Origin of the sequence: Thioclava atlantica, assembly GCF_000737065.1 — a bacterium.
Classification (GTDB): domain Bacteria; phylum Pseudomonadota; class Alphaproteobacteria; order Rhodobacterales; family Rhodobacteraceae; genus Thioclava; species Thioclava atlantica.
Genome location: NZ_AQRC01000001.1, coordinates 352,247 through 379,234, shown reverse-complemented (window position 1 = coordinate 379,234; position 26,988 = coordinate 352,247). Strand labels below are relative to the sequence as shown.

The window sequence follows — 26,988 nt, the reverse complement described above, 5'->3', positions numbered from 1 at the left end:
CGCATGACCCTGACGCAATGGCGCAGCCAGTGGACTGGCAACCTGCGCGCCGATTTCCTCTCGGGACTCGTCGTGGCCCTCGCGCTGATCCCCGAGGCGATCGCCTTTTCCATCATCGCGGGCGTCGACCCGAAAGTCGGCCTCTACGCTTCCTTCTCGATCGCGACCATCACCGCCTTCTTCGGCGGCCGGCCGGCAATGATCTCGGCCGCGACCGCGGCGACCGCGGTGCTGATGGGCACCCTGGTGCGCGAGCACGGTCTCGACTACCTGCTCGCGGCGACGATCCTCGCGGGCCTTCTGCAGATGGTCGCCGGGGCGCTCAATCTCGGCAATGTCATGCGCTTCGTGTCGAAATCGGTGATGACCGGCTTCGTGAACGCCCTCGCCATCCTGATCTTCCTCGCGCAATGGCCCGAGCTCGACCCGGCGCGCGTGCCCCCCGTCACCTATGCGCTCGTCGCCGGTGGCCTCGCGATCATCTACCTGCTGCCGCGTGTCTTCCGCGCCATTCCCTCGCCGCTGATCGCGATCCTCGTGCTCTCGGCGATCACGCTGGGACTGGGTCTCAATGACGTGCACACGGTGGCCGACATGGGCGCGCTTCCCGATCAGCTGCCCTCGCTGCTGATCCCCGCCGTGCCCTTCAATCTCGAGACACTGCAGATCATCCTGCCCTATTCGATCGCGGTGGCGGCGGTAGGCCTGCTCGAGAGCCTGATGACGCAGAACATCGTCGACGAACTCACCGACACCCATTCCGACCGTCGGCAGGAATGCTTCGGCCAGGGGATCGCGAATTTCTGCACCGGCTTCCTCGGCGGCATGGCGGGCTGCGCGATGATCGGCCAGTCGGTGATCAACGTGACCTCGGGCGGACGCACGCGGCTCTCCACCCTGATCGCCGGCGTCGCGCTTCTGATCTTCTGCGTGGTGCTGGGCGACTGGGTCGGCCAGATCCCGATGCCCGCGCTGGTGGCGATCATGATCATGGTGTCGATCGGCACCTTCAACTGGGCCTCGCTGGGCCAGCTGCGTTCCATGCCGCTCTCCTCGAGCATCGTGATGCTCTCGACCGTGGGATTCGTGGTCGCGACCCACAATCTCGCGATCGGCGTCGTCGCGGGCGTGCTGCTCTCGGGGATCTTCTTCGCCGGCAAGATCGCCCGGATGACCTCGATCAGCTCCGAGCTCGATGCCGAGAAATCGCAGCGCACCTACCATATCCGCGGCCAGATCTTCTTCGCCACGGTCGAGGAGTTCAACCGCGCCTTCGACTTCCAGGAAGGGCTCGACCGCGTGGTGATCGATCTCACCCATGCCCATATCTGGGACATCTCCTCGGTCGCGGCGCTCGACCGCGCGATGGGCAAATTCCGGATGACCGGCACGGAAGTCGAGGTCATCGGCATGAACGAGGCAAGCCGGACCATCATCGGCCAGCTCTCGAATGGCGGCCGGGTCGCCCACGGCCACTGAAGGCTGCGGGGGCGCCGTCCCCGCAACCGTGCCGCTCCCCCGGAGCAGTCGGTCCAGGTGAAGGAAGAAGTCTTCCTCTTGACCCAAATATCCCGGGGGTGAATTTCCGTCAGGAAAGAGGGGGCAGCGCCCCCTGCCTGACCGATAGTTGCCTCGTAGCACTGAAAATATCGACGATACTCGGCGTAACACCCCCTGCGGAAAGCAAAGCGCCGAGATCAGTGGTGATCTCGGCGGCAAGCGCATCGGGTGCGTCTGGGTCGGGTCTCAACTCGACCCGCCTTATGAGTTCTCGAAGATGCTCATTGGCCTGGTGAACAAGCTCGGGGTCGGCGAGCAGTGTCTCGAGTTCCTGCACAGCGCGCGCAAAGAGCGCAGCACTGTCAGTCGGAAGTTGCGGCAGGACCGAGCGGGTCTCTTGATGCTGATCCAGCTCGGCTTCAAGACCTGCGATCTCGCGTTCGAGGTCTTCCGCGCGCGCCTTGTAAGCGCTGTATGGCGCGCCTTGCTCAATTGCATCGAAGATCCGCTGGCGGCTCGTGCGCGCTTTCTTAAGACGACGCTCGAGCCGAGTTGCGGTATCTGCGCCTTTGGTGCTCGCGAGCGCCTTGTACTCCGCCTTGAGCGCGGCATCGAAGCTCGCGGCCAATTCCGGCGTCAGAAAGGTGCCCCGAAGCTTCGCGAAGACGCGCGCCTCGATCCGGTCACGGTGAATGGTCGTCTTGTTGTTGCACGCCCCCTTGCGAGCCTCACGGCATCCGAAATGCGTCCGACCAACTTTTATGTAAGTCGCGCCACAGCTGCCGCAGACCAGCAGACCGCTCAGAAGATGCTTGCTGCGCCGGGCCCCGACGGGGTTGCCTTTTCTTCGGGCCTTCGCGGCTTGGGTCGCAAGCTGGGCCTCCACCCGATCCCAGAGATCTTGATCGACGATCCGCAGCGCAGGGATCTCGATCTCCGTGGCCGCGCTCGGGGTTTCGTAGACTTCCTTGCTCCCGGTTTCCGGATGGTAGCGGCGTGACGTCTTCGCGACGCTCGCGATACCAATGTAGAGACGATTGCGCAGCATGCCTTCGAAGCGTGCCGGGTTGCCTCGGATCGTGCTTATGTCCCAGGTGCCGCCGCGCGGGGCCGGAATGCCATCGTGATTTAGCCGCTTCACGATCGCTTGGGTCGAATGCCCGTCGGCGAATTCGCTAAAGATGCGGCGGACGATCTCCGCCTCCTCGGGGTCGATCTCGCGGTTGAGCCCTTCGTCGCCGTCACGCTTGCGGTAGCCATAAGCACTCGTGTGAAGCCGTTTCCTGGTGAGCCCCTGCACCATGCCACGTCGCGTGTGTTCGCCGATCATTTGCGCATAAAGCTGCGCGCCGAGCGCGTTGATCAGAACCTTGAAGAAGTCTTGCTGACCCTCCGCGACCGAATAGAGTTCAGCTTGCTGAAACTGGAACAGCTCGTAATGATTGAGCGCGTCGGCGATCTTGCGAGTCAGACGGTCGACGGCTTCGATGACGATCGCATCGACCTGCCGCGCGTTGACCGCAGCGCACAGCGCCTGCAGCCCTTCGCGGCGGGTATTGCGGCCCGATTTCTCATAATCCGTGAAACGATGTGTCACCACCCAGCCGCGCTCGGCTGCAAAACGCTCCGCCATGGCGACCTGATCGTCGATCGACGTTTGTTTCTGGAGACCGGAGCTGTAGCGAGCATAGATGGCGACGCGTTTCGTCATTGTGCTTCTTCCTTTCGAGGCGCGGCGGGGCTGTTGGCGGGGATCGCGTTCGCAAGATCCCGGGCAACTGCGCGCGCCAGAAGTCGGGCGATCGCGTTGCAGGCTGGTGGCACGATCGTTGCTTCATCGAGCGTATCGTTGGCGGCGGTGACGTGGACGGATGGCATGGTAAGCTCCTTCGTAGCGTGGTCCTACTCAGGAAGCTGCGTTCATCGCTCAGAGCGCGGAAATGCGATTACGGAAAAACTGAAAAACGCGTTTCAAAGCGGTCGGCATGAAGCTCGAGTTCATTGCGGACAAGCCGGCTCTCGTGTTCGTCTAAGGGGCGGCCGCACGTTCGAAATGGGCGGAAAGCGTTTGTTACCTGCAAGCGCGAGGACATCCTGTAGCTAGGGCAATAGCGGACATTCAAACATGGATGTGTTCTGCCCCCCTTTTTCCGCCCCGCTTGGGCGGAAAAAGGGGGTTCGGAAGTAAGAATTCGCTTCGGATGCACAGGGAGCGAACTTTCGACTGGTGCTCTAGAACATGTGAGGGGCAGTCATTGGGGCTCAAATCCCCTCGTCAGGGCAATTTTCTTTGAATTCACGAAGCGCGCTGTCTTCCGCAGGCGCTGCACTCACTCGAATCGCTTAAACTACAAAGATACGCAAATCCAGCGCCACTGACGTGTTCCCCTTAAGTTCGCAGTGTGATATCAATGATTTGCGATGCCCCGCTTGAAAGGTACTAGATGCCGACTCGACTCTTTATAAGCCATTCGTGGTCATACAGCGATCGCTACAATGCGATGGTGAACCTGCTCAACAATCGCCCCTATTTCAACTTCACGAATTTTTCGGTGCCGGAAACGAAGGCATTTGGGCCTATGGCACGTTACAAGATGGAAGACGAGCTGCGTGGGCTCTGTTGCACAAATCGGCTGAGGGTCGAGGTTCCCCTTCCCCCGGACAGACTCATCCCACGGCTTCAGTGACGGGTATGCCGAGTGCGGTGAAGCCGTTCAGGACGACCACACGGATCTGAAACTCGGCAACCTGACGGTCGAAGTCCCTGGCAGTCAGGCGTTGGCCCAGCAGCTTCACACAATGCATCTTCGTTTCGACGCGGCTCCGGCGGTGATAGCCGCTCCATCGTCGCCAGATGTTTCGCCCGAAGCGACGTGACGCGCGCAGGGCTTCGTTGCGCGCGATTGCTCCGGGAGTGTCGGGCTTCCATGGCCTGGCATTTTTGCGTGGCGGTATGACTGCGGCGGCACCTCGGGCGGCGATGGCATCGTGGCACTTGCGGGTGTCAAAGGCACCATCAGCGGTGACGCTTGCAACCTCGTGATCTGGCGGGATCTGGTCCAGAAGCTCTGGCAGCATGGGCGCGTCACCGACATCACTGGTGGTGAACTCGGCCGCGCGTATTTCCAGCGTTTGCTCGTCAATTCCGATGTGGATCTTGCGCCAGACCCGGCGCTTGGTGCCACCATGCTTGCGGGCGTTCCACTCCCCTTCGCCCTCGACCTTGATGCCGGTGCTGTCGATCAGCAGGTGCAACGGGCCGCCGGATCCACGGTAGGGAATATTGATCTTCAGGGACTTCTGGCGCCGCGACAGCGTGCTGAAGTTGGGCACGGTCCAGTCCAGGCCGGTCAGGCGCAGCAGGCTCTCAACGAAGCCCGTCGTCTGCCTGAGCGCCATGCCAAACAGCACCTTCATCGTCAGGCAGGTCTGTATGGCTGCGTCACTATAGTCAGGCTGTCGGCCACGTTTGCCTGTTGGCCTGGCCTCCCAGGTCATCTCGGGATCGAACCAGATCGTCAGCGAGCCACGACGCTTCAGAGCTTCGTTATAGGCGGGCCAATTCCTGGTCTTGTAGGCGGGGGGGCTGGGTCGGCTCATGCGCCCCCAGCTACCACGCTGGATTCACAAGATGAATCCCTCACGCGATTTGTGCAACAGAGCCCGCTTGATCCTGAGAAATCTAATGATCCAGAAACACGCGGAATTACAGGGGCGATGTATAAGCGTCTGTGGCTGGCGACCAACCAACCCGGACAATTGGACATGGCAATCCGACATTACCGTCGAGGGTTTGAAGTGCGAGGCGACTATTACAACGGTGAGAATTTGGCTACCTGCTACGATATGCGCGGAGCGCTGCAATCTGATCCAGACGAAGCGCTATTCGACCGGATGAGCGCACGCAAGACGCGCGAAAATATCGTTGCCAATCTTGAGCGCATACTAGGTGATCCCGCCTCAGCTGAGCGAAGTGACATGAAATGGATCCACGCCACGCTGGCTAATTGCCTTTTCGCCCTCGGCGATAGCGATACTGCCTCCCATCACGAAGAGCTCTTTCGTGCACTTGATCCAGCGCTCTGGGAGATTGCCACCTTTGAGCAGGGGCGAGAATATGCGCTAGCGACTGGTGCAGCGCAAAAAGAGAGGCGGCGCGACGAATAGACGCCTGAGTTAATTTATTCGAAGAGCGTTATAATTTAGATGCGCCGGGCTGCTTTGCAACGACTTGAAGAATATTCTGATTGTCATGTCGCGGATTTTGGCTTCTGGCTGGCCCCGAGCGATAGCCGTTCCACCGAAATCATGACAGTCGCTCCGCGTGTGCTTTTCCGGTTGAACGGCTTAGGATGCCAGGTCATTTGCCGGACGCCGAAGAACGGGGTCTCCAGGAACTGCTCGTCGATCCGTCGCATCAGGCCGAGGTTCTGTTCGGTCTCGCCCTTGGGGGTGTAGTAGAAAGACGAGCGCGCGATCGACAGCAGCTTGCACTGCTGGCCGATCGACAGGTCCGGGTGGTCAGGCTCGATCATGCCGCGCCTCACTTCCCGCCCCAGGGCTTCAGCTTTCGTTCCAAAAAAGAGTTGGCCACCGCCAGCTCCCCGATCTTGGCGTGGAGCTCCTTCACCTGCTCCTCGTCGATCTCGGGCTTCCTGCGGCCCCCGCGCTCGAACACGCCGGACGCGCCTTCGAGCAGGGCCCGCTTCCATTGATGGATCATCGTCGGATGCACCCCGAACCGGCTCGCCAGTTCGGCCGCTGTCTCTTCACCCTTCAGGGCTTCCAGCGCGACCTTTGCCTTGAACTCGGGCGCGTGCTGCTTGCGTTTCGACATCTCTGATCTCCTTCTCGTCGAAGATCAGCAGACTGCAAATCGTAGCTTATGTCAGTGTCCGAATTTCAGGGGGTAGCTCAAAATGCGCCCGGAATGCACAAGCTGCCATCGTTCTCTGTCGGACCAGAAGCCCTCGGGCTCTGTGCAGCATCAGAAATGCCTGATCTTCGCGCGATTTGATCGGGACAAAGCGCATGTTGGGACGGGTAACCGCTTCACAAATGGCGGCCGCATCAGTGGCGTCATTCTTCGCCCCCCGGCGCACGAAGGGTTTGACGTAACCTGGAGGAATGAGGCGCACGTCATGGCCGAGCCCCTGCAACTGACGGGCCCAGTTGTGGGCTGTCGCACACGCCTCAATACCGATCAGGCAAGAGGGCAACGACTCGAAGTAAGGCATAAGCTCACGACGCGTAAGCCGCTTGCTCTCGAGCGTTCTGCCGGACGCGTCGGCGACATGGACGTGAAATACGTTCTTGGCCAGATCAAGGCCCACGGTGGCTGGGTTCATAGGGATGCTCCTTCTGCAAAGTAGGACCAGTATACGGCCCCTTCTCAGGAGCGGGGCCGTCTTCCCCATCAACGGCCGGATGCGCGACGAGCTACTCAACGAGACCATGTTTCGTAACCTGGTTCAAGCGCGCAGATCGCTGTCATTGCCACTGAATGCGCTTCGCCGTCGTTTGACGCGCGCCCGGTCCGACGACGTCGGTCGGGGCTCGGATGAGAAAACGTGAAAAAGTTCGCGAATTCGATTTCCGCGCGCAGCGCGGTGAACCCACCTCATCATCAGCGGCCAAGAAGCCCTGTGACAGACGCGGGGCAGATGCCGCAGAAACCGCCAGAAAAGGATTAGACGACATGGCACAGAAACACCGGCATCCCGTGATCGACTGGAACCGCATGACCGACCGCCAACGGCAAATGAAAGCCCGCGCGGAAAACCTCACTGCGCAGATCGCTCTTGATCAGCACCGGGAGCACGACCGCGCGAACAAAGCGCTCTTCGCCAGCCTCGAGAGCGTCTTGGCACAACTCGCGGATACGCCCAAAGCGGAAGAGTTTTTCCGCCTGTTCAGCGAAACCGCCACGCTCGCCAACGCCAAACGGATCGCCAATCATCCTGACTGCCCGGATGTCGTGCGCGACGAAATCGCGCTGCGGATCGAGAAAACTGGCGCCACCCGTGGCCGCGAAGGCGCCGCAAGCGTTGCGCCCGGGCAATCGGTCAACGCCAGCGAAGGCTGACTAGACTTAGATCACGCAAAACGAACAGGAAAAGGGCGCGGTGGAATCCGCGCCTTTTCTCTTTGTCAGTGGCAGCGTCTTGGCCAGGCAGAGACAATGCCTGCAGGCGCAAGTGAGCCCACCCAATTGCGGACATCGGAACCATTCAGCGGACAACTATCGGTCGGGCTAGGCCCCCTCCCCCTCTTCACCCCGCGGGCTCAGCTGCGCGTGGTGCGGATGATGTCGAGGATCTCGCGTGCGGCGGCGGGGATGTTGGTCCCCGGTCCGAAGATCGCCTTGACCCCGGCTTTCTTGAGGAATTCGTAATCCTGCTGCGGGATCACGCCGCCGCAGATCACGATGATATCCTCGGCGCCCCTCTCCTTCAGCGCTTCGATCAGCTTCGGCGCGAGCGTCTTGTGCCCCGCCGCCTGCGAGGAGATCCCCACCACATGCACGTCATTGTCGATCGCGTCCTGTGCGGCTTCCTCGGGGGTCTGGAACAGCGGGCCCACATCGACGTCGAAGCCGATATCGGCGAAGGCCGTCGCGATCACCTTGGCGCCGCGATCATGCCCGTCCTGACCCATCTTCACCACCAGCATCCGCGGGCGGCGGCCCTCGGCCTCGGCGAAGCTCTCGACGTCGCGCTGGATCTGCGCGAAGCCCTCGTCGCCCTCATAGGCCGCGCCATAGACCCCCGCGAGGGTCTTCACCTCGGCACGGTGCCGGCCGAATACCTTTTCCATCGCCATCGAGATTTCTCCCACAGAGGCCCGGGCGCGCGCGGCCTCGACCGCCGCCTCGAGCAGGTTGCCGCCGTCCGTCGCGCGGCGGGTGAGTTCGTCGAGCGCGGCCTGGCAGGCGGCCTCGTCGCGGCTGGCGCGGATCTTCCCGAGCCGGGCGATCTGGTTCTCGCGCACCTTGACGTTGTCGATATCGAGAATGTCGAGTTCGTCCTCCTTCTCGAGGCGGTACTTGTTCACCCCCACGATCACCTCCTCGCCGCGGTCGATCATCGCCTGACGGCGCGCCGCGGATTCCTCGATGCGCAGCTTGGGCATGCCCGAGGCCACGGCCTTCGTCATGCCGCCCATCTCCTCGACCTCTTCCATCAGCGCCCAGGCCTTCTCGGCGAGATCGGCGGTGAGCTTCTCGATGTAGTAGGAGCCCGCGAGCGGATCGACGACATTGGTGATACCGGTCTCTTCCTGCAAGATCAGCTGGGTATTGCGCGCAATCCGGGCCGAGAAATCGGTGGGCAGCGCGATCGCCTCGTCGAGCGCGTTGGTGTGCAGCGATTGCGTGCCGCCCAGCGCCGCGGCCATCGCCTCATAGGCGGTGCGCACGACGTTGTTATAGGGGTCCTGCTCGGCCAGCGACACGCCCGAGGTCTGGCAATGGGTGCGCAGCATCGAGCTTTGCGGTTTTTGCGGGTTGAACTCGCTCATCACGCGGTGCCAGAGCAGGCGCGCGGCGCGCAGCTTGGCGACTTCCATGAAGAAGTTCATCCCGATCGCGAAGAAGAAGCTCAGGCGCCCCGCGAACTTGTCGACATCCATTCCCGCCTTGATCGCGGTGCGGACATATTCGCGCCCGTCGGCCAGCGTGAAGGCCAGCTCCTGCACGAGGTTCGCGCCCGCCTCCTGCATGTGGTAGCCCGAGATCGAGATCGAGTTGAAGCGCGGCATCTCGTTCGAGGTGTATTCGATGATATCCGCGATGATCCGCATCGAGGGCTCGGGCGGATAGATATAGGTGTTGCGGACCATGAATTCCTTGAGGATGTCGTTCTGGATCGTGCCCGACAGAACCGAGCGGTCATGGCCCTGCTCCTCGCCGGTGACGATGAAATTCGCCAGAACCGGGATCACCGCGCCGTTCATCGTCATCGAGACCGAGACCTGATCGAGCGGGATGCCGTCGAACAGGATCTTCATGTCCTCGACCGAGTCGATCGCCACGCCTGCCTTGCCGACATCGCCCTCGACGCGCGGGTGATCGCTGTCATAGCCCCGATGCGTCGCGAGGTCGAAGGCCACCGACACGCCCTGCTGACCGGCCGCCAGCGCGCGGCGATAGAAGGCGTTCGATTCCTCGGCCGTCGAGAAGCCCGCATATTGCCGGATCGTCCAGGGGCGGCCGGCATACATCGTGGCGCGCGGGCCGCGGGTGAAGGGCGCGATCCCCGGCATCGTGCCCAGATGGTCGAGCCCGGCGGTGTCGTCCTCAGTATAGACCGGCTTGACCTCTATCCCCTCCAGCGTCTGCCAGGTGAGATCCTCGAGCGGCCGGCCGCGCAGCTCCTTCTCGGCGAGCTTGCGCCATTCCTCTTTTCTGTCCGTCATGGCCATGTCCTTCTTTCACTGTCGCCGCGGGGCATTTCGCACCTGTCGCGGCCGATCGTTACGTCCGAGCCTCCCCCCGCCCTGCCGGGGGATGAAAATCGTGTCGGGCGGCATGGCGCGGGCGGCGCGCAATGCCTATATCGGGTTCAGGAGAGACGATGATGCCCCCACGCCTGACCCTTGGAATCGCTGCATATCTCGCGCTGGCGCCGCTCGGGATGCCGTTCGGGATGGCCACGGCGCAAGAGGCGGTGCCGCCCGAGCCGGCGGCGGTCCAGAGCGAGCACGAGGACCCCGTCTTCGCCCCCGTTCCCGGAGCCGAGGCGGATCTGGCCTCCTTCGTCTGGCAGAAGCGCCCGGTCGTCGTCTTCGCCGACAGCCCGTTCGATCCCGCCTTCCGCGAGCAGATGCGCCAGATCGAGGCGCATTGGTCCGAACTGGCCCGGCGCGACGTCGTGGTAATCACCGACACCACGCCCGATCCCGCCAGCGACCTGCGCCGACAGCTCCGGCCGCGTGGCTTCTCGCTCGTCATCATCGCCAAGGACGGCACCGTGAACCTGCGCAAACCCGCCCCCTGGGACGCGCGCGAGATCGTCCGCTCGATCGACAAGATGCCGATCCGACGCGAGGAGGTCCGCCAGGAACGCGGTCTCTGATCGCGCCCCGCCGTGGCGGGACAGGCCGCGGGGGCCAGCCTATGCCACGGCGCGGCAGCCACTTATTCGAACTCCATGATGATGTCGTCCACCGCGAGGCTCGCCCCGGCTTCGGCATTGATCTTCTTGACCATGCCCTTGCGTTCGGCGCGCAGGATGTTCTCCATCTTCATTGCCTCGACGGTCGCGAGCGCCTGCCCCTCCTGCACCTCCTGCCCTTCCTCGACCGAGATCTTCACGACGAGGCCCGGCATCGGGCAGAGCAGGAATTTCGAGGTGTCGGGCGGCAGTTTCACCGGCATCAGCTGCGACAGCTCGAACTGGCGCGGCGTGCGCACATGGACCTTGAGATCGGCGCCGCGCACCCGGATCCGGAAGCCCAGCGGGATCTTCCCGACCTTGAGCACCAGCGGCGCGCCATCGACCGTCAGCTTGGCCAGCTGATCGCCCGGGGTCCAGTCGCTCTCGACGCGCATCGCATCGCCATCCTCGAAGACGATGGTCGAGCCCTGCTTGTCCGCCTTCACCGTGACGGGGTAGTCATCCCCTTGCAGCGAGACGACCCAATCCGTGCCGACCATGCGTTCGTGATTGCCCAGCGTGCCCGAGATCTTCGTGCGCCGGATTTCCGCGACGCGCTCCATCGCCGCGGTCGCCGCGGCGACCTTGCGCAGCATGTGCTTGGACAGCGTCACCCCTTCGAAGCCCTCGGGATATTCCTCGGCGATGAAGGCGGTGGTGATATTGCCGGTCACGAAGCGCTCGTGATCCATCACCGCCGCGCAGAACGGCAGGTTGTGCCCGATCCCCTCGACCTCGAACGTGTCGAGCGCGAGACGCATCTCCTCGATTGCCTCCTCGCGGGTCGGGGCCCAGGTGCAGAGCTTCGCGATCATCGGGTCGTAGAACATCGAGATCTCGCCGCCCTCGAAGACGCCGGTATCGTTGCGCACGATGCCGCCCGTCGCGCTCTGGCCTTCCACCGGCGGGCGGTAGCGGGTGAGCCGGCCGATCGAGGGCAGGAAGTTGCGATAGGGGTCCTCGGCGTAAAGACGGCTCTCGATCGCCCAGCCATTGATGCCGATATCACCCTGCGCGAAGGGCAGTGTCTCGCCATCGGCGACGCGGATCATCTGCTCCACCAGGTCGATGCCGGTGATCAGCTCGGTGACGGGGTGCTCCACCTGAAGTCGGGTGTTCATCTCGAGGAAGTAGAAGTTCTTCTCGCCATCGACGATGAATTCCACCGTGCCGGCGCTCGCGTAATCCACCGCCTTGGCCAGGGCCACGGCCTGCTCGCCCATCGCGCGGCGGGTCTCGGGGTCAAGGAAGGGCGAGGGCGCCTCTTCGATGACCTTCTGGTTGCGGCGCTGGATCGAGCATTCACGCTCGTTCAGGTAGACGCAGTTGCCGTGCTTGTCGGCCAGCACCTGGATCTCGATATGGCGCGGTTGCGTCACGAATTTCTCGATGAAGATGCGGTCGTCGCCGAAGCTGTTCGCGGCCTCGTTCTTCGAGGACTGGAAGCCCTCGCGCGCCTCTTCGGCGTTCCACGCGATCCGCATCCCCTTGCCGCCACCGCCGGCGGAGGCCTTGATCATCACCGGGTAGCCGATCTGATCCGAGATCTTCACCGCCTCGTCGGCATCCTCGATCAGCCCCATGTAGCCGGGCACCGTCGAAACCCCCGCCTCCTGCGCGAGCTTCTTCGAGGTGATCTTGTCGCCCATCGCCTCGATCGCGCCCGAGGGCGGGCCGATGAAGGCCACGCCTTCCTTTTCCAGCGCCTCGGCGAAAAGCTTGTTCTCGCTCAGGAAGCCATAGCCCGGATGCACGGCCTCGGCCCCGGTCTGGCGGATCGCGTCCATAATCTTGTCGATCACGATATAGGATTGGTTCGCGGGCGGCGGACCGATATGGACCGCCTCGTCGGCCATCCTGACATGGAGCGCCTGCGCGTCCGCGTCGGAATAGACGGCGACCGTCTTGATCCCCATCTTGCGCGCCGACTTGATGACGCGGCAGGCGATCTCCCCGCGGTTGGCGATCAGGATTTTCTTGAACATGTCAGGTCCTTCCCTTCGGGAGCGGGAGGGGCCTCCACCCGCCCCGCATGTCGTGATCTTGCTGTGAGACAAAAGAAAAACCGCCACCGGGGCGGCGTGCCCCGATGGCGGTCATGTCGAGTGGGCGCGCGGTCAGGCCCGCGCGGTCGAACTCAGTAGGAGCGGGTGCAGACGCCCGCGTCGTCGCAATAGGTGCCCGCGAGCGCACCCAGAGCGGCACCGGCAACCACGTTGTTGTCGGTCGCATCCGCGATGATCGCGCCGCCCGCGGCGCCTGCCAGCGCGCGCTGGCCGTCGGTTTGCATGCAGCCTGCGAGCGCGAGCCCGGCGGCGAGAAGAAGAAGGGGGGTTTTGCGCATGGGACACTGCCTCCGTTAGCGGTTCTGATTGCGCAAAATCTTATCGCGAAGCCGTGAAAAGCCAACGGCAAAAACGCCGCACGAGCACCCGTCGCGCGTCGATCGGCGTCGCACCGCCTATCCTGCGCCCCTTCACGGGAAAAAAACTGCGGCCCGACCATCAGATCAGGCCGCAGATAAAGGGAAGGGGTAGGGATTTTACGCGGGTCAGGAATAGTGGGGACAGTTTGACCCGCCCCCTGAACCTGCGCCTTCACCCGATGGATTGCAAAGGCGTTTTCCGCGTCCTGCGCGAACTCGGCAGCATGCTGCCATTCCGGCCGGAGGATCAGCGAAATCATGCCCAATCCTCGTCCTCGTCACCGAAATCGAACGCCTCCGGAGAGGCGAAGACCTCGGGGAAGGAGGCCTGCGCGCGCTTCACGTCGAGACGCAGAAGCGCCTCGTAGCTTTCGGGATCGAACGGGTCTTCGGCCGGCACCACCTCGCGGCCGAACAGCCAGCTCAGTCGCCCGGCATCGAGATTGCCGCGCTCGAAGGGCTCTTCGCCGAAATGGGTCCAGAGCGCGGCCAGAAAGCCCGCATCCGCCCGCCGGTCGGCCGCAGCGCGGTCGGCAAAGCGCTCGCGCCGGATGATCTTCGTCGCGCCCTTCTTGTTCGCCCGGCGGATCGTGAACTGGTAATCCGTCGAAGGCAGGCGCCCGGGAAATCCGCGATGCTTCAGCATGACACGCCCTCCCGCGGCTCACACCCGGGACGACGCGCCAGCCTCGAGACGTCAGGGAGCGGTCGTAGCCCCGTTCGCGCCGGTCGGAGTGTCGTTGGGCGTGCGGGTCGGCACGTTGCCGTTGCTGCCCTCATGGGTCGGGTCGGGCACGCAGACCGCAGGTCGCGCAGCGGTCGCCCCGACGAGATGCGATCCGGGCGCGCATTGCTGCGGGCAATCGGGCACGGAGACCGGATACTGGCTGCCCACGAGATAGCCTGCGGGGCGGCAGGTCTCGACCGGTCCGCCATATTTCCCGGTATAGACCGGCTCGGCCGTGACAGGCTCGGGCATCGGCTTGGGCGCACAGGCTGCGAGCGCCGCGGCACCGACCGCCAAAATGATGTATTTCTTGTACATTTTTCACTCCCCCGTTCTTGATTTCGAACGGGAAAAGCGTACCGGCGCAGCCAAGTTGCCGCTAGGTAACCGTAAGATATATGCGGGGCGGCCGGCATGTGCGGCGCCCGCTCCGTCCCCTCGCCCGCGCGCTGCGCGATCGCCGAAGCCCGCGCGGCAAACGGCCAGGCTGCACCACCGGTCTGAACGGTCGCGGCTGATGCCATCAGTAGAACTCCCATATGCATTTCCCGTCTTGAACCGAGAAACTGTCGAAATATTGCACCGCCTCGGGGGCGGCCTGTCCGAAGGGCACGATCCGGTCCGAGAGGCTTACGATCACCTGCTCGGGCTCGGGTGCCGGTGTTGCGAGGCGCGGCACCACCCAGCTGTTGCACAGCGCCTCGATATCATTCAGCGCGATCTCCGGGCTCAGCGGGCTGCGCCCCCCGATCTGCGGTGCGAGGAAGCGGAACCGGTAGGTCAGCCCGTTCGTCCCCGCGGCGGTGTGGATCACGTCGACCCACCACAGCTTCTGCCCCGAGGGCACCGGGATCGCGGTGCCGAAAGTCCCCGGGGGTCCGTCCCCCGGCTCGAGATCGTCGGGATGCATCAACAGCCCGTATTCCGGCGCGGCGGGCACCTCCCGCAATTCCTGCGCCATCACGGGAGCGGGCAGCATCAGCCCGGCCAGAAGGCCGATCCAGATCCGATGCAGCCGAGCCCCCATCGCGGTCCTCTCCCTCCTCAGAGCGGAATGTTGTCGTGTTTCTTCCAGGGGTTGGAGAGCTTCTTCGAGCGCAGCGCCGCAAAGGCCCGCGCCACCCGGCGCCGGGTCGAGCGGGGCTGGATCACCTCGTCGATGAAGCCCTTCTCGGCCGCGACGAACGGGTTCGCGAAGCGGTCCTCGTAGTTCTTCGTGCGCGCCGCGATCTTCTCGGCATCGCCCAGTTCAGACCGGTAGAGGATCTCGACCGCGCCCTTCGCCCCCATCACCGCGATCTCGGCGGTGGGCCAGGCATAGTTGAAATCGCCGCGCAGGTGCTTGGAGCTCATGACGTCATAGGCCCCGCCATAGGCCTTGCGGGTGATCACGGTCACCTTCGGCACGGTCGCCTCGCCATAGGCGAAGAGCAGCTTCGCGCCATGCTTGATGACGCCGTTATATTCCTGGCTGGTGCCCGGCAGGAAGCCCGGCACGTCGACCAGCGTCAGGATCGGGATCTCGAAGGCGTCGCAGAAGCGCACGAAGCGCGCGGCCTTGCGCGAGCTGTCGATATCGAGGCAGCCCGCCAGCACCATGGGCTGGTTCGCCACCACGCCCACGGTCTGGCCCTCGAGCCGGATGAAGCCGGTGATGATATTGGCCGCGAAATCCTTCTGGATCTCGAAGAAATCGCCCTCGTCCGCGACCTTCAGGATCAGCTCCTTCATGTCATAGGGCGTGTTGGGGTTCGCCGGCACCAGGGTGTCGAGCGAGGCCTCGACCCGGTCCACCTCGTCGAAGAAGGGCCGCACCGGCGCCTTCTCGCGGTTCGACAGCGGCAGGAAGTCGATCAGTCGGCGGGTCTCGTAAAGCGCCTCCACGTCGTTCTCATAGGCGCCGTCGGCGACCGAGCTCTTCTTGGTATGGGTGGTGGCGCCCCCCAATTCCTCGGCGGTGACGATCTCGTTGGTCACCGTCTTCACCACGTCGGGGCCGGTGACGAACATGTAGGAGCTGTCCTTCACCATGAAGATGAAATCGGTCATCGCGGGCGAATAGACCGCCCCGCCCGCGCAGGGCCCCATGATGAGGCTGATCTGCGGCACCACGCCCGAGGCCATGATGTTGCGCTGGAACACGTCCGCATAGCCCGCGAGCGACGCGACGCCCTCCTGGATCCGCGCCCCGCCCGAATCGTTGATCCCGATCACAGGCGCGCCGTTCTGCACCGCCATATCCATGATCTTGCAGATCTTCTCGGCATGGGTTTCCGACAGCGAGCCGCCGAAGACGGTGAAATCCTGCGAGAACACGTAGACCATCCGGCCGTTCACCGTGCCCCAGCCCGTGACGACGCCGTCGCCGTAAGGCTTGCTCTCCTCCATCCCGAAATCGGCGCAGCGATGGGTCTTGAACATGTCGAACTCTTCGAAAGAGCCCTCGTCCAGCAGCAGCTCGACGCGCTCGCGCGCGGTCAGCTTGCCCTTCTTGTGCTGCGCCTCGATCCGCTTCTCGCCGCCGCCGAGCCGGGCCTGCGCGCGACGCTCCTCGAGCTCGTTCAGGATGTCTCTCATGAGGGTCCTCCGAATATTTTCGGCACCCTATGACAAGCGCAACAATCTTACAAAGGGGATTCAAGAAAATTTGCAAAACATTGGCAAGCATTTCTCAGCGAATTGCGAACATGCGAACAGAGGTGGCGCCGCCGCCCGGTCACGCCCCCTCGCTCAAACCGGCACAGCGATACGGGAAAATTGACGCCTCCTCTTTGCAAAGCTAAGAAATCATTTGCAAAAGGAGGAGATATGGCGACTCAGAAACTCTATGCCGGGGTGAAGCTGCGCGAGACCCGCACGCGGCTCGGGCTGACGCAGAAGGCTTTCGCGGAACGTCTCGGCGTCTCCCTGCCCTATCTCAACCAGATGGAGAACAACCACCGGCCCGTCTCGGCGCAGGTGGTTCTGGCACTCGCGGGCGAGTTCGGCCTCGACGTGACCGAGCTGTCGGCCGGCGATGCCGAGCGGCTGGTGAGCGACATGCGCGAGGCGCTGGCCGATCCGATCTTCTCCGATGCCGCGCCGCCGCTTGCCGATCTGCGGCTTGCCGCGTCGAACGCCCCCGCCCTCGCCCGTGCCTTTCTCGAGCTGCACCGCGCCTATCGCCAGACCCATGAACGCCTCGCCTCGCTCGACGAGGCGCTCGGCCGCGACGGCGCGCAGACGGTGGTGAGCCCCTGGGAAGAGGTCCGCGACTTCTTTCATTATTGCGACAATTACATCGACGCGGTCGACCGCGCGGCCGAGCGGTTCTCCTGCCCCGGTGGCAGGCGCCTCGACCCGATCCCCCACGCCATCGCGACGCTCGCGAAACGCGGGATCGAGGTTCAGTTCTCCGACATCTCACCGCTGCGCGAACGCAGGGACGACACGATCCTGATCAATGCCCATGCGGGCCGCGCGACGCAGGCCTTCCAGCTTCTCCACCAGGTCGCGCTGAGCACCCAGAACGACCTGCTCGAAGCCACGCTCGATCTCGCGCGCTTCCAGTCCGACACCGCCCGCGCCATCGCCAAGATCGGCCTTGCGAATTATTTCGCGGGGGCGGCGCTGCTGCCCTACGCCTCCTTCCTCGAGGCCGCGCAGGAGACCCGCCACGACCTCGAACGGCTCAGCGACATCTTCTCCGCTTCGATCGAGCAGGTCGCCCACCGCCTCTCGACGCTGCAGCGCCCGGGCGCCAAGGGCATCCCCTTCTTCTTCGTGCGCGTCGACCAGGCCGGCACGATCACCAAGCGCCACTCCGCCACGCGGCTCCAATTCGCCCGCTTCGGCGGCGCCTGCCCCTTGTGGAACGTGCATCAGGCCTTCGAGACGCCGACGAAATTCCTCCGCCAGCTCGCCGAGACGCCCGACGGGGTGCGCTATCTCTGCCTCGCGCGCGACGTGTCGAAATCGGGCGGCTCCTTCACCGCGCCGGTGCGCCGCTACGCGATCTGCCTGGGCTGCGAGGTGAGCCACGCCAAGGGGCTCGTCTATGCCGACGACATGGAGCTCGGCAATCCGAAGGCCTATCAGCCGATCGGAATCTCCTGTCGGATCTGCGAGCGCAAGGACTGCCACCAGCGCTCGGTGCCGCCGCTCGAGCGCCGCTTGCAGGTCGATCCCGACCATCGCGGGCTGCTGCCCTACGACATCGCATGAAAACGCCCCGGGACGCGGGGTCCCGGGGCGCTTCTGCGCGGATGTGTCCCTCGTTCGCCACCCCTCAGGCGACAGCACTCAACATCCGCGCGATCTCGTCCTTCACCAGAGCCCGCTGCTTGCGCAACTCGGTCTCGGCGAGGCTGTCCATCGGCTCGATATTGGTCTCGGCCCGGTGAACCTTGTCGTTGAGCGTATCATATTGATCGAGCAGCTTGGCGAAATGCGAATCGCTCAGCTTGAGCGCGTGGATCTGCTCGACCTGATGCGGAAATTCGTCTTGCAGCGTATGCGGCGTGTTGGCCATGTCGTCTCCCTTTCATGACTGTCAGAAGCACCTTAGCGCGCCCCGCGCGGCTCCGCTTTGACACGGGTCAAATCAGCCGCCCGCGTGGCGCCATCCGGCCGCTTTCGCCTCCGCCTCGGAACAGAACCACCGCTCGCCCTTCGCGGTGCTGATCCGGGTCGCGCCATAGCTGCGCTCGCCCGGCAGATGGTAGAGCTTGCCGCGCGCCGAGATATTGCCCTTGATCGCGCAGCGCCCCGGCGCCTCCTGCCCCTTGCGCGCCTCGGTGCGCACCTGCGCCGGCCGCTCCGCCGCGCCCTGCCAGATCCCGCGATGCGCGGCATGGGCGGCCTCCTCGGCGGGCACGTAGTCACGGGCATATTTGCGATAGGCGAAGGCCGCGCCCTTGCGCACCATCTCGGCATTGATGTCGCGCCCGCCCGCCCGGCAGACCGCGATCAACCGCCCGTAGCGATCCTCCTGCGCGCCGGTGCAGCGCACCCCCTGCCCGGCCAGCTCGCGCAGCGCCGCCGTCGCGGCCGCCCCGCAGGCCCAATGCCCGCCCGTGCCGGTCTCGCAACGCTGGCGGGCCTCGGGCGCGTCGATCCCGAACAGCCGCACACGCGTGTTCTGCACCACCAGCGTATCGCCGTCGACGATGCGCGGAATGCCCGAGACAGTCGCGGCAGCGGCGGGAAACGCCATGAGAACGAGAAATGAACAAATCCTTAACATACTCAAGATATCGAGTTTTCTGATCTGCAGATCAACAGATTTCGTAGGGAATGGCAGAACACCACCCACGCCGCCCCGGACCACCGTTTTCCCGAAGGACCACCCCCGATGACCGATTACGCGAACCTCGCAGGCCGCATCCTGATCGCCCTGCTCTTTCTCGGCGGCGCGGCCCAGAAGGTCTCGGACCCGCGGATCGTGCAGGAGATGATCGGCTGGCTCGGCCTGCCCGGCTGGCTGGTCTGGCCGGTGGCGGCGTTCAACCTGGTCGCCGGGCTCGCCCTGATCGCCGGGCCGCGGGTGCAGCTCTGGGCGCTCGCGCTTGCGGGCTATTGCCTCTTCACCAGCTGGTTTCACTGGCAGCTGCGCGCCGATCCCTGGCAGGTCACGATCGTGGTCAAGAACTGGGCGGTCGCGGGCGGCTTGCTGATCCTCGCGGCGCAGGGGCCGGGGCGGCTCGCCCTCGGCGCCGGGCGCGGCTGATCAGCGCTGCGCCACCTGCCAGTTCGGCGCGACCCAGGGCTCGAGATTTTCGCGCGGCAGCGGATCGCGGCCCAGCAGATGATCGGCGATCTTCTCGCCGACCATGATCGAGGGCGCATTGAGATTGCCGTTGGTGATGCGCGGAAAGACCGAGCTGTCGGCCACCCGCAGCCCCTCGACCCCGATCACCCTCCCTTCGGGATCGACCACCGCCTCGCGGTCATCCGCCGCGCCCATCCGCGCGGTGCCGCAGGGATGATAGGCGCTCTCGGCATGCTCGCGGATGAAGGCGTCGATCTCCTCGTCGCTCTCGACCGCCGGTCCGGGCTGGATCTCGTGCTTCACATGCCCCGCCATCGCGGGCTGGGCAAAGATCTCCCGCGTCAGCCGGACGCATTTGCGGAACTCCGTCCAGTCGTCGGGATGGCTCATGTAGTTGAACCGGATCTCGGGCTTGGCCGCGGGATCGTCCGAGCGCAGCCGCACCGTGCCGCGCGATTTCGACCGCATCGGCCCGACATGCGCCTGGAAGCCATGCCCCTCGGCCACGGCCTTGCCGTCATAGCGCACCGCGATGGGCAGGAAATGATACTGGATATCGGGATAATCGATCCCGGCATCGGAACGGATGAAGCCGCAGGCCTCGAACTGGTTCGACGCGCCCACGCCGCCCTTCGAGAACAGCCATTGCGCACCCACCCAGGCCTTGCCCGCGAGGTTCCAATACCTGAAGAGCGTGACCGGCTCCCGCGCGGCGAATTGCATATAGACCTCGAGATGGTCCTGCAGGTTGCCGCCCACGCCGGGCCGGTCCGCCAGCACCTCGACGCCGCGCGCCCGCAAATGCTCCGCCGGGCCGATCCCGGAGAGCATCAGCAGCTTCGGCGTGTTGATCGAGCTTGCCGCCAGCACCACCTCGCGGCCGGCGCGGATCACCTCGATCCGGCCCTTGCGCTCGACCTCGACCCCCACCGCGCGGGTGCCCTCGAACACCACCCGCCGCGCCAGCGCCCGCACGATGCGCAGCTTTCCGGTCTTTCGTGCCGGACGCAGATAGGCATTGGCCGCCGACCAGCGCCGCCCCCTCCAGATCGTCGCCTCCATCGGGCCGAAGCCTTCCTGCCGCGCACCGTTGTAGTCGTCGGTCACCGGGTAGCCCGCCTGCCGCCCCGCCTCGACGAAAGCGTCGAAGAGCGGATTGGCGCGCGGCCCGCGGGTCACATGGAGCGGCCCGGCGCGCCCGCGCCATTCGCTCTCGCCGCCGTGCCAGTGCTCCATCCGCTTGAAATAGGGCAGCACATCGGCATGGCCCCAGCCCCGCGCGCCGCTTTCCTCCCAATGGTCGAAATCGCGCGCATGACCGCGCACATAGACCATGCCGTTGATGCTCGAGGAGCCGCCCAGCACCTTGCCGCGCGGCGTCGCGAGGCGGCGCCCGCCGAGCCCCGGCTCGGGCTCCGAGGCGAAACCCCAGTCATAGACCGGCATGTTCATCGGATAGCTCAGCGCGCCCGGCATCTGGATGAACGGTCCCGCATCCGAGCCGCCATGCTCGATCACCAGAACCTCGCGCCCCGCTTCCGCCAGCCGATAGGCCAGCGCCGAGCCGCCCGAGCCCGCTCCAACGATCACGAATTCCGCAGCCTGCGCCATCATCTTCCTCTTGACGAAAATATCCTCGGGGGGTCCGGGGGGCAGACAGCCCCCCGGCCTCTCCCGGCGTGTCTCAGTAAGGGCTCTCGACCGGCCCCATGCCCACATAGACCGACTTGAGCTGGGTGTAGTGCTCGACCGCTGCGCGCGAATTCTCGCGCCCGAATCCCGATTGCTTCACCGCGCCGAAGGGCATCTCGACCGGGGTGAGGTTATAGGCGTTGATCCAGGTGGTGCCCGCCTGAAGCTGGCCGACAACGCGGTGCCCGCGCGCCAGATCGCCGGTGAAGACCCCCGCCGCGAGGCCGAACTGCGTGTCGTTGGCGCGCGCGATCACGTCCTCTTCGGTCTCGAATTCGAGCACCGACATCACCGGACCGAAGATCTCCTTGCGCGCGATGGTCATCGCGTCGGTCACATCGGCAAAGACCGTGGGCTGCACGAAAAGCGGCCCCTCATTGCCCGCCGAGCCGCCGCAGACCAGCCGCGCGCCCTCATCCTTCGCGGTCTCGATATAGGACATCACCTTGTCGAACTGCGCCGCCGAGATCAGCGGGCCGAATTGCGTGGCCTCGTCGAGCGGATCGCCCGCGACGATCTTTTCGGTGCGCTCCTTCAGCCGTGCGAGGAACGCCTCCTTGATCCCCTTCTGCACGAAGACCCGCGTCCCGTTCGAGCAGATCTGCCCCGAGGAATAGAAATTCCCCAGCATCGCCGCGCCGATCGCGCTTTCCAGATCGGCATCCTCGAAAACGATCAGCGGGGACTTGCCCCCCAGCTCCATCGTGACATGCTTCATGCCCGCAGCCGCCGCCTGATAGACCTTCCGGCCCGTCGGCACCGAGCCGGTCAGCGACACTTTTGCGATCCGCGGATCGCTCGAGAGCGCCGCGCCCACCGGCCCGAAGCCCTGGACCACGTTGAACACGCCCGCGGGCATCCCCGCCTCGATGAAGATCTCGGCCAGTCTCAACGCGCCCAGCGGCGTCATCTCGGAGGGTTTGAACACCATCGCATTGCCGGTCGACAGCGCCGGCGCCGCCTTCCAGCAGGCGATCTGGCTCGGGTAGTTCCACGCCCCGATCCCGGCGCAGACGCCCAGCGGCTCGCGGATCGTATAGGCGAAATCGCCGCCCAGCGGCATCGTCTCGCCGGTCAGCGTCGGCGCGAGCCCCGCAAAATATTCCAGCGCCTCGGCCCCCGAGGGCCAATCGGCCTCGCGGGTCTCCTGAATCGGCTTGCCGGTATCGAGCGTCTCGAGCTGCGCCAGTTCCTCGGCGCGCTCGCGGATGATCGCGACGGCACGGGTCAGAACCCTCCCCCGCTCGACCGGGCGCAGCGCGGCCCAGTCTTTTTGCGCCTGCACGGCGCCTTCGATCGCGGCGTCGATCACCGCGGGCGTCGCCGCATGCAGCTTCGCGATCACCTCGCCGGTGCCGGGATAGGTGACGATCAGCGCGTCGCCCGCCTCGTCTTCCATCCACGCGCCATTGACGAAATGGCTCGCCTTCGGTTGCGCTCTCATTGCACGCCCTCCAATTCCTTTTCCAGATGCGCCAGCACCAGATCGCAGGCGGCGTCCCGGTCGGGCTCGCCCCCCACCAGCGCGGCGCGGATATAGACCCCGTCGATCAGCGCGCCCAAGCCCTCGGCCACGGCCCCGGCCCGCGCGCCCACCAGCGGTCGCAGCCCGTGCACCAGGTTCGAACGCAGGCGACGCTGATAGACATGCAGCAGCCGGCGCGCATCGGCGCTCGACTGCGCGAGAACGTAGAAGTTCAGCCAGGCCGCGATCGCCTCGTGCCGGAACGAGCCGGCCGCGAAAGACCCCATCACCACCGCCCGCACCCGGTCGCGCGGGGCGCGCGCGGTCGCCAGCGCGCCGCGCACCTCCGCCCCGTAGATCGACAGGATCGCGCGCATCGCGGCGAGGAAGATCTGCTCCTTCGAGCCGAAATAATGATGTGCCAGCGCCGACGACATGCCCGCGCGCCGCGCGATCTGCGCGACCGTGACATCGAGCGATCCGGCCTCGCCGACGGTCTCAATCGTCGCTTTCACCAGCGCGGCGCGGCGTATAGGCTCTGCTCCAAGCTTCGGCATGGTGGTTTCGTCCCCGGGCGGTTTCCTTGCATGTCGAGCTAGGACATGTTTATTGACTCGTCAATCAACAACCGCATCCTGCGGTTTTTCGACGCTGGCACAGGGAGAAAAATATGAAGCTACGTTCCACCCTCCTCGCTCTGGGGGCTGCGCTTTCGCTCGGCATCGCGAGCACCGCACCCGTCCAGGCGGCCGACTGCTCCTCCGTCACCTTCTCCGATGTCGGCTGGACCGACATCACCTCGACCACCGCGGTCGCGACCACGATCCTCGAGGCGCTCGGCTACAAGACCGACACCAAGGTCCTCTCGGTTCCGGTGACCTACGAGGCGCTGTCGAAAGGCGATGTCGATGTGTTCCTCGGCAACTGGATGCCCTCGATGGCCGCCAATATCGAACCCTACGAGAAAGACGGCACGGTCGAGACGCTCGGCGTGAACCTCGAAGGCGCGAAATACACCCTCGCCACCAACGCGGCCGGCGACAAGCTCGGCATCCACGATTTCGCCGATATCGCCAAACACAAGGACGATCTCGACGGCCAGATCTACGGCATCGAGCCCGGCAATGACGGCAACCGCCTGATCCTCGACATGATCGAGAAGAACGCCTTCGACCTCAAGGGCTTCGACCTGAAGGAAAGCTCCGAGCAGGGGATGCTCGCGCAGGTCGCGCGCGCCGACAAGGCCGGCAAGCCGATCGTGTTCCTCGCCTGGGAGCCGCACCCGATGAACTCGAATTTCAAGATCACCTACCTGACCGGCGGCGACGATTATTTCGGCCCCGATTACGGCGGCGCGCAGGTGATGACCAATGTGCGCAAGGGCTTCGTGCAGGACTGCCCGAACCCCGGCAAGCTCGTCTCGAACCTGAATTTCTCGCTCGCGATGGAAAACGAGATCATGGGCAAGATCCTCGATGACAACGAAGATCCGAAGGCCGCCGCGAAAGCCTGGCTCAAGGCGCATCCCGCGACCTGGGAAGCCTGGCTCGAGGGCGTGACCACCCTCGATGGCGGCGATGCCCGCCAGGCGGTCGAAGACGCGCTGAACTCGTGAGCCTCCCCTCGCTCACGCGGCGCGCGGCGCAACGGGCCCCGGCCCCGCGCGCCGGGCGCCCCCGGCGCCGCGCCCCTCTCGGCGCGGCGTTTGTGCTCGCGCTCGCGGCGCAGACGGCACAGGCCGCCGAGCCGGCCACCCCGCCCTGCCCCGCCGCGAGCGACCTCGCGGGGGCGGGCATCACGCTCACGCGCGACGCCCCGCAAATGGCGATGGCCTACCGGTTCGAGGACGGCGCCCTCACCTCCTATCGCGCCGACGACTCCGCGACCGGCCTGCCGCCCAAGCGCGAAACCTATGCCCATCCGCTCGCCGTCACCCTCCAGGAGATGAGCGGGCGCCGCTTCGAGCTGCGCTACGACGCCGATCCGCAAAGCCTCGCGAGCCTGCCCGAAACTGGCGAATGGCAAAGCAAGGTGACCCTCGTCATCGTCGGCGAGACCGAACGCAACGGCACCGTCACCTATCGCTATCTCGGCACCGGCGAGGTGCATATCGGTGCGTGCAGCTACCCGGCCTGGCAGGTCGTCGAACGCATCGACATGGGCAAGCTGCAAAGCGCTTTCCTGAAGGAATACGCCCCCGATCCGGGCCTCGTGCTGCGCGTGACGCGCCTCGACCCGGAGACCGGAACGCCGCAATCTCAGGTCGCCTTCGACGCGATCGCGGCGCGCAAGAAGAAGAACTGACAAGGGACAGGCAATGAACTGGCTGACCGACACGAAACTCCCCGTGGGACGCACCGCCCGGGCGGTGATCGACTGGCTGCAGGACCATGCGGCGCCGCTTTTCGATGCGCTCTCGGTCGCGCTTCAGGCGCTGATCGACGCGACGCTCTGGGTCCTGCAAAGCCCGCCGCCGCTCCTGGTGATCGCGACCTTCGCGGCGCTCGCCTACGCGCTCCAGCGCAGCTGGAAGATCGCGGTCCTCGTCGTCGCGGGCTTCCTCTTCATCCTCAACCAGGGCTACTGGGAGGAAACCACCGAGAGCCTGACCCTGGTGATCGCGGCCTGCGTCGTGTGCATGGGGATCGGCGTGCCGATCGGCATCGCCGCCGCCCATCGCCCGCGCCTCTACGCGGTGATCCAGCCGGTGCTCGACCTGATGCAGACCCTGCCCGCCTTCGTCTACCTGATCCCCGCGATCGTGTTCTTCGGCATCGGCATGGTGCCCGGGCTGATCGCGACGGTGATCTTCGTGCTGCCCGCGCCGATCCGGCTCACCCATCTGGGCGTCGCCTCGACCCCCGACACGCTGCGCGAGGCGGCCCAGGCCTTCGGCGCGACGAAGAACCAGCTCCTGTGGAAGGTGGAACTGCCCTTCGCCACGCCGCAGATCATGGCGGGGCTGAACCAGACCATCATGCTCTCGCTCTCGATGGTGGTGGTCGCGGCGCTGGTCGGCGCCGACGGGCTCGGCGTGCCGGTCGTGCGCGCGCTCAACACCGTCAATACCGCGCTCGGCTTCGAGTCGGGCTTCGTCATCGTCGTGGTCGCGATCATTCTCGACCGCATGCTGCGCCGGGGAGGCTCGAAATGACCCGGACCACTCCCAGAACCGCCGTCCGCTTCGACAATGTCTCGATCGTCTTCGGCGACGATCCGCACGAGGCCCTGCCGCTGATGGATCAGGGCCTCACCCGCGAGGAGATCCAGGAACGCACGGGCCAGGTGCTCGGCGTGCATGACTGCTCGGTCGAGGTGCCCGAGGGCGAGATCCTCGTGCTGATGGGCCTCTCCGGCTCGGGCAAATCGACGCTTCTGCGCGCGGTCAACGGGCTCAACCCGGTCGCGCGCGGCAAGGTCGAGGTGCAGGACGGAGACGGCCTCGTCGACGTCACCCATGCCGATCCCGCCACCCTGCGCCGGATGCGGCTGACCAGGATCGCGATGGTGTTCCAGCAATTCGGCCTGCTGCCCTGGCGCTCCGTGCGCGAGAATGTGGGGCTCGGTCTCGAACTGGCGGGAATGAGCAAATCCGAGCGCCGCGAAAAGGTCGATGCCCAGCTTGAATTGGTGGGCCTCGCGGACTGGGCCGAACGACAGGTCGCCGAGCTCTCGGGCGGCATGCAGCAGCGCGTGGGGCTCGCCCGCGCCTTCGCCACCGACGCGCCGATCCTCTTGATGGACGAGCCCTTCTCCGCGCTCGACCCGCTGATCCGCACCAAGCTGCAAGACGAGCTGCTCGAATTGCAGGACACGCTCAGGCGCACGATCATCTTCGTCAGCCACGATCTCGACGAGGCCTTCAAGATCGGCAACCGGATCGCGTTGATGGATGGCGGGCGGATCGTGCAATGCGGCACCGCGCGCGAGATCATCGCCCGGCCCGCCAATGCCTATGTCGCCGATTTCGTCGCCCATATGAACCCGCTCGGCGTGCTGACCGCGGAAGACCTCGCCGACCCGCCCGGCACCCCGATGGCCAGCGCCGCGGGCGCGCCGATGCCGCCCGATGCGCCGGTGCGCGCGGTGATGGAGCGGTTGCGGACCGAAGCGGTCGTGCCGCTCACCGACGGGCGCCTGGTGACCCGCGAGGGCGTCATCACCCGGCTCATCGACCCGCAGGGCGGCGCGCACGGCCAGTGAGGATGCCTCCGGCGGGGATATTTCGAGCATTTGGAAGCCCGGCGTCGCGCCCGCTTCCAAATGCCTCAAATA

Annotated in this window: 27 protein-coding genes and 1 pseudogene; 10 read left to right on the top strand and 18 right to left on the bottom strand. The window is 65.1% G+C overall.

Going from position 1 to position 26,988, the window contains the following annotated elements; genetic code table 11:
- Positions 1-3: 3 nt before the first annotated feature.
- Complete coding sequence (locus DW2_RS01840) at positions 4-1,479, top strand: SulP family inorganic anion transporter (protein ID WP_038142969.1); 1,476 nt, start codon at positions 4-6, stop codon at positions 1,477-1,479.
- A 109-nt stretch (positions 1,480-1,588) separates the two neighbouring features.
- Here DW2_RS01840 and DW2_RS01835 read toward each other — a convergent pair whose 3' ends face one another.
- The 3 genes from DW2_RS01835 to DW2_RS01830 form a co-directional block, all read right to left on the bottom strand.
- Positions 1,589-3,211, bottom strand: coding sequence for a recombinase family protein (locus tag DW2_RS01835; RefSeq protein WP_038142966.1), 1,623 nt, complete (start codon positions 3,209-3,211; stop codon positions 1,589-1,591).
- Positions 3,208-3,378 carry a hypothetical protein gene (locus tag DW2_RS19635; protein ID WP_156102849.1) on the bottom strand — a complete coding sequence of 57 codons (171 nt, stop codon included), beginning with the start codon at positions 3,376-3,378 and terminating at the stop codon, positions 3,208-3,210. Before DW2_RS19635 ends, DW2_RS01835 begins: the two co-directional genes overlap by 4 nt.
- 789 nt (positions 3,379-4,167) lie before the next feature.
- A complete protein-coding gene (locus DW2_RS01830; RefSeq protein WP_038142964.1) occupies positions 4,168-5,100 on the bottom strand; it encodes an IS5 family transposase in 933 nt (310 codons plus the stop codon).
- A gap of 51 nt (positions 5,101-5,151) precedes the next feature.
- Between DW2_RS01830 and DW2_RS01825 the strand changes: the two genes are divergently transcribed.
- Positions 5,152-5,667: a tetratricopeptide repeat-containing protein gene (locus DW2_RS01825; protein ID WP_337588231.1), complete on the top strand. Its 516-nt coding sequence runs from the start codon at positions 5,152-5,154 to the stop codon at positions 5,665-5,667.
- 83 nt (positions 5,668-5,750) lie between these two features.
- Here the strand turns inward: DW2_RS01825 and DW2_RS01820 are convergent, their stop codons facing one another.
- The 3 genes and pseudogenes from DW2_RS01820 to DW2_RS01810 all read right to left on the bottom strand — a co-directional run.
- On the bottom strand, positions 5,751-6,035 hold the full coding sequence (locus tag DW2_RS01820; RefSeq protein ID WP_038142962.1) for a hypothetical protein: 285 nt from the start codon (positions 6,033-6,035) through the stop codon (positions 5,751-5,753).
- An 8-nt stretch (positions 6,036-6,043) separates the two neighbouring features.
- The gene (locus tag DW2_RS01815) at positions 6,044-6,337 is read right to left on the bottom strand and encodes an IS3 family transposase (RefSeq protein ID WP_038142960.1); all 294 of its coding nucleotides are present in this window, start codon (positions 6,335-6,337) and stop codon (positions 6,044-6,046) included.
- Positions 6,338-6,419: 82 nt separating this feature from the next.
- A pseudogene (locus tag DW2_RS01810) lies at positions 6,420-6,848 on the bottom strand (IS110 family RNA-guided transposase); the annotation flags it as partial.
- 212 nt (positions 6,849-7,060) lie between these two features.
- On the opposite strand from DW2_RS01810, the gene DW2_RS01805 reads away from it, so the two are divergent.
- A complete protein-coding gene (locus DW2_RS01805; RefSeq protein WP_156102847.1) occupies positions 7,061-7,585 on the top strand; it encodes a hypothetical protein in 525 nt (174 codons plus the stop codon).
- A 200-nt stretch (positions 7,586-7,785) separates the two neighbouring features.
- Here DW2_RS01805 and scpA read toward each other — a convergent pair whose 3' ends face one another.
- On the bottom strand, positions 7,786-9,915 hold the full coding sequence (gene scpA / locus DW2_RS01800) for a methylmalonyl-CoA mutase (protein WP_038143437.1): 2,130 nt from the start codon (positions 9,913-9,915) through the stop codon (positions 7,786-7,788).
- 158 nt (positions 9,916-10,073) lie between these two features.
- On the opposite strand from scpA, the gene DW2_RS01795 reads away from it, so the two are divergent.
- Entirely contained in the window at positions 10,074-10,574 is a 501-nt protein-coding gene (locus DW2_RS01795) for a DUF4174 domain-containing protein (RefSeq protein ID WP_337588230.1), read from the top strand.
- A 62-nt stretch (positions 10,575-10,636) separates the two neighbouring features.
- On the opposite strand, the gene DW2_RS01790 is transcribed toward DW2_RS01795, so the two are convergent.
- The 6 genes from DW2_RS01790 to DW2_RS01765 form a co-directional block, all read right to left on the bottom strand.
- Complete coding sequence (locus DW2_RS01790; RefSeq protein ID WP_038142955.1) at positions 10,637-12,640, bottom strand: acetyl-CoA carboxylase biotin carboxylase subunit; 2,004 nt, start codon at positions 12,638-12,640, stop codon at positions 10,637-10,639.
- A gap of 152 nt (positions 12,641-12,792) precedes the next feature.
- Positions 12,793-12,999 (bottom strand): hypothetical protein, encoded by a 207-nt coding sequence (locus tag DW2_RS01785; protein ID WP_038142952.1) that lies wholly within the window; start codon positions 12,997-12,999, stop codon positions 12,793-12,795.
- Positions 13,000-13,336: 337 nt separating this feature from the next.
- Positions 13,337-13,726 (bottom strand): hypothetical protein, encoded by a 390-nt coding sequence (locus DW2_RS01780; RefSeq protein ID WP_038142949.1) that lies wholly within the window; start codon positions 13,724-13,726, stop codon positions 13,337-13,339.
- 51 nt (positions 13,727-13,777) lie between these two features.
- Positions 13,778-14,125, bottom strand: coding sequence for a hypothetical protein (locus DW2_RS01775; RefSeq protein ID WP_038142948.1), 348 nt, complete (start codon positions 14,123-14,125; stop codon positions 13,778-13,780).
- A 205-nt stretch (positions 14,126-14,330) separates the two neighbouring features.
- Positions 14,331-14,834: a DUF6497 family protein gene (locus DW2_RS01770; protein WP_238321228.1), complete on the bottom strand. Its 504-nt coding sequence runs from the start codon at positions 14,832-14,834 to the stop codon at positions 14,331-14,333.
- A gap of 17 nt (positions 14,835-14,851) precedes the next feature.
- Positions 14,852-16,384 (bottom strand): acyl-CoA carboxylase subunit beta, encoded by a 1,533-nt coding sequence (locus DW2_RS01765; protein WP_038142946.1) that lies wholly within the window; start codon positions 16,382-16,384, stop codon positions 14,852-14,854.
- A gap of 231 nt (positions 16,385-16,615) precedes the next feature.
- Here DW2_RS01765 and DW2_RS01760 point away from each other — a divergent pair, with 231 nt between their 5' ends.
- Positions 16,616-18,010 carry a helix-turn-helix domain-containing protein gene (locus DW2_RS01760; protein WP_038142943.1) on the top strand — a complete coding sequence of 465 codons (1,395 nt, stop codon included), beginning with the start codon at positions 16,616-16,618 and terminating at the stop codon, positions 18,008-18,010.
- Positions 18,011-18,074: 64 nt separating this feature from the next.
- Here DW2_RS01760 and DW2_RS01755 read toward each other — a convergent pair whose 3' ends face one another.
- Entirely contained in the window at positions 18,075-18,317 is a 243-nt protein-coding gene (locus tag DW2_RS01755) for an HP1242/YdcH family protein (protein WP_038142940.1), read from the bottom strand.
- 72 nt (positions 18,318-18,389) lie between these two features.
- Positions 18,390-19,001 (bottom strand): thermonuclease family protein, encoded by a 612-nt coding sequence (locus tag DW2_RS01750; RefSeq protein WP_238321227.1) that lies wholly within the window; start codon positions 18,999-19,001, stop codon positions 18,390-18,392.
- A 138-nt stretch (positions 19,002-19,139) separates the two neighbouring features.
- Here DW2_RS01750 and DW2_RS01745 point away from each other — a divergent pair, with 138 nt between their 5' ends.
- Entirely contained in the window at positions 19,140-19,514 is a 375-nt protein-coding gene (locus DW2_RS01745) for a DoxX family protein (RefSeq protein ID WP_038142935.1), read from the top strand.
- Here DW2_RS01745 and betA read toward each other — a convergent pair whose 3' ends face one another.
- From betA to betI, 3 genes are all read right to left on the bottom strand, one after another.
- Positions 19,515-21,167 (bottom strand): choline dehydrogenase, encoded by a 1,653-nt coding sequence (betA, locus tag DW2_RS01740; protein ID WP_038142932.1) that lies wholly within the window; start codon positions 21,165-21,167, stop codon positions 19,515-19,517. It abuts the gene before it with no gap.
- Between the two features lie 73 nt (positions 21,168-21,240).
- Complete coding sequence (betB, locus tag DW2_RS01735; RefSeq protein ID WP_038142929.1) at positions 21,241-22,692, bottom strand: betaine-aldehyde dehydrogenase; 1,452 nt, start codon at positions 22,690-22,692, stop codon at positions 21,241-21,243.
- Complete coding sequence (betI, locus tag DW2_RS01730; protein ID WP_038142927.1) at positions 22,689-23,270, bottom strand: choline-binding transcriptional repressor BetI; 582 nt, start codon at positions 23,268-23,270, stop codon at positions 22,689-22,691. Before betI ends, betB begins: the two co-directional genes overlap by 4 nt.
- A 113-nt stretch (positions 23,271-23,383) precedes the next feature.
- Here betI and choX point away from each other — a divergent pair, with 113 nt between their 5' ends.
- The 4 genes from choX (at position 23,384) to choV (ending at position 26,916) form a co-directional block, all read left to right on the top strand.
- A complete protein-coding gene (gene choX / locus DW2_RS01725; RefSeq protein WP_038142925.1) occupies positions 23,384-24,328 on the top strand; it encodes a choline ABC transporter substrate-binding protein in 945 nt (314 codons plus the stop codon).
- A 92-nt stretch (positions 24,329-24,420) separates the two neighbouring features.
- The gene (locus DW2_RS01720; protein WP_156102846.1) at positions 24,421-25,017 is read left to right on the top strand and encodes a hypothetical protein; all 597 of its coding nucleotides are present in this window, start codon (positions 24,421-24,423) and stop codon (positions 25,015-25,017) included.
- A 13-nt stretch (positions 25,018-25,030) separates the two neighbouring features.
- Positions 25,031-25,867, top strand: a complete 837-nt coding sequence (choW, locus tag DW2_RS01715; RefSeq protein WP_038142922.1) for a choline ABC transporter permease subunit — start codon at positions 25,031-25,033, stop codon at positions 25,865-25,867.
- Positions 25,864-26,916 (top strand): choline ABC transporter ATP-binding protein, encoded by a 1,053-nt coding sequence (gene choV, locus DW2_RS01710; RefSeq protein WP_038142919.1) that lies wholly within the window; start codon positions 25,864-25,866, stop codon positions 26,914-26,916. Before choW ends, choV begins: the two co-directional genes overlap by 4 nt.
- The last annotated feature ends 72 nt before the right edge of the window (positions 26,917-26,988 follow it).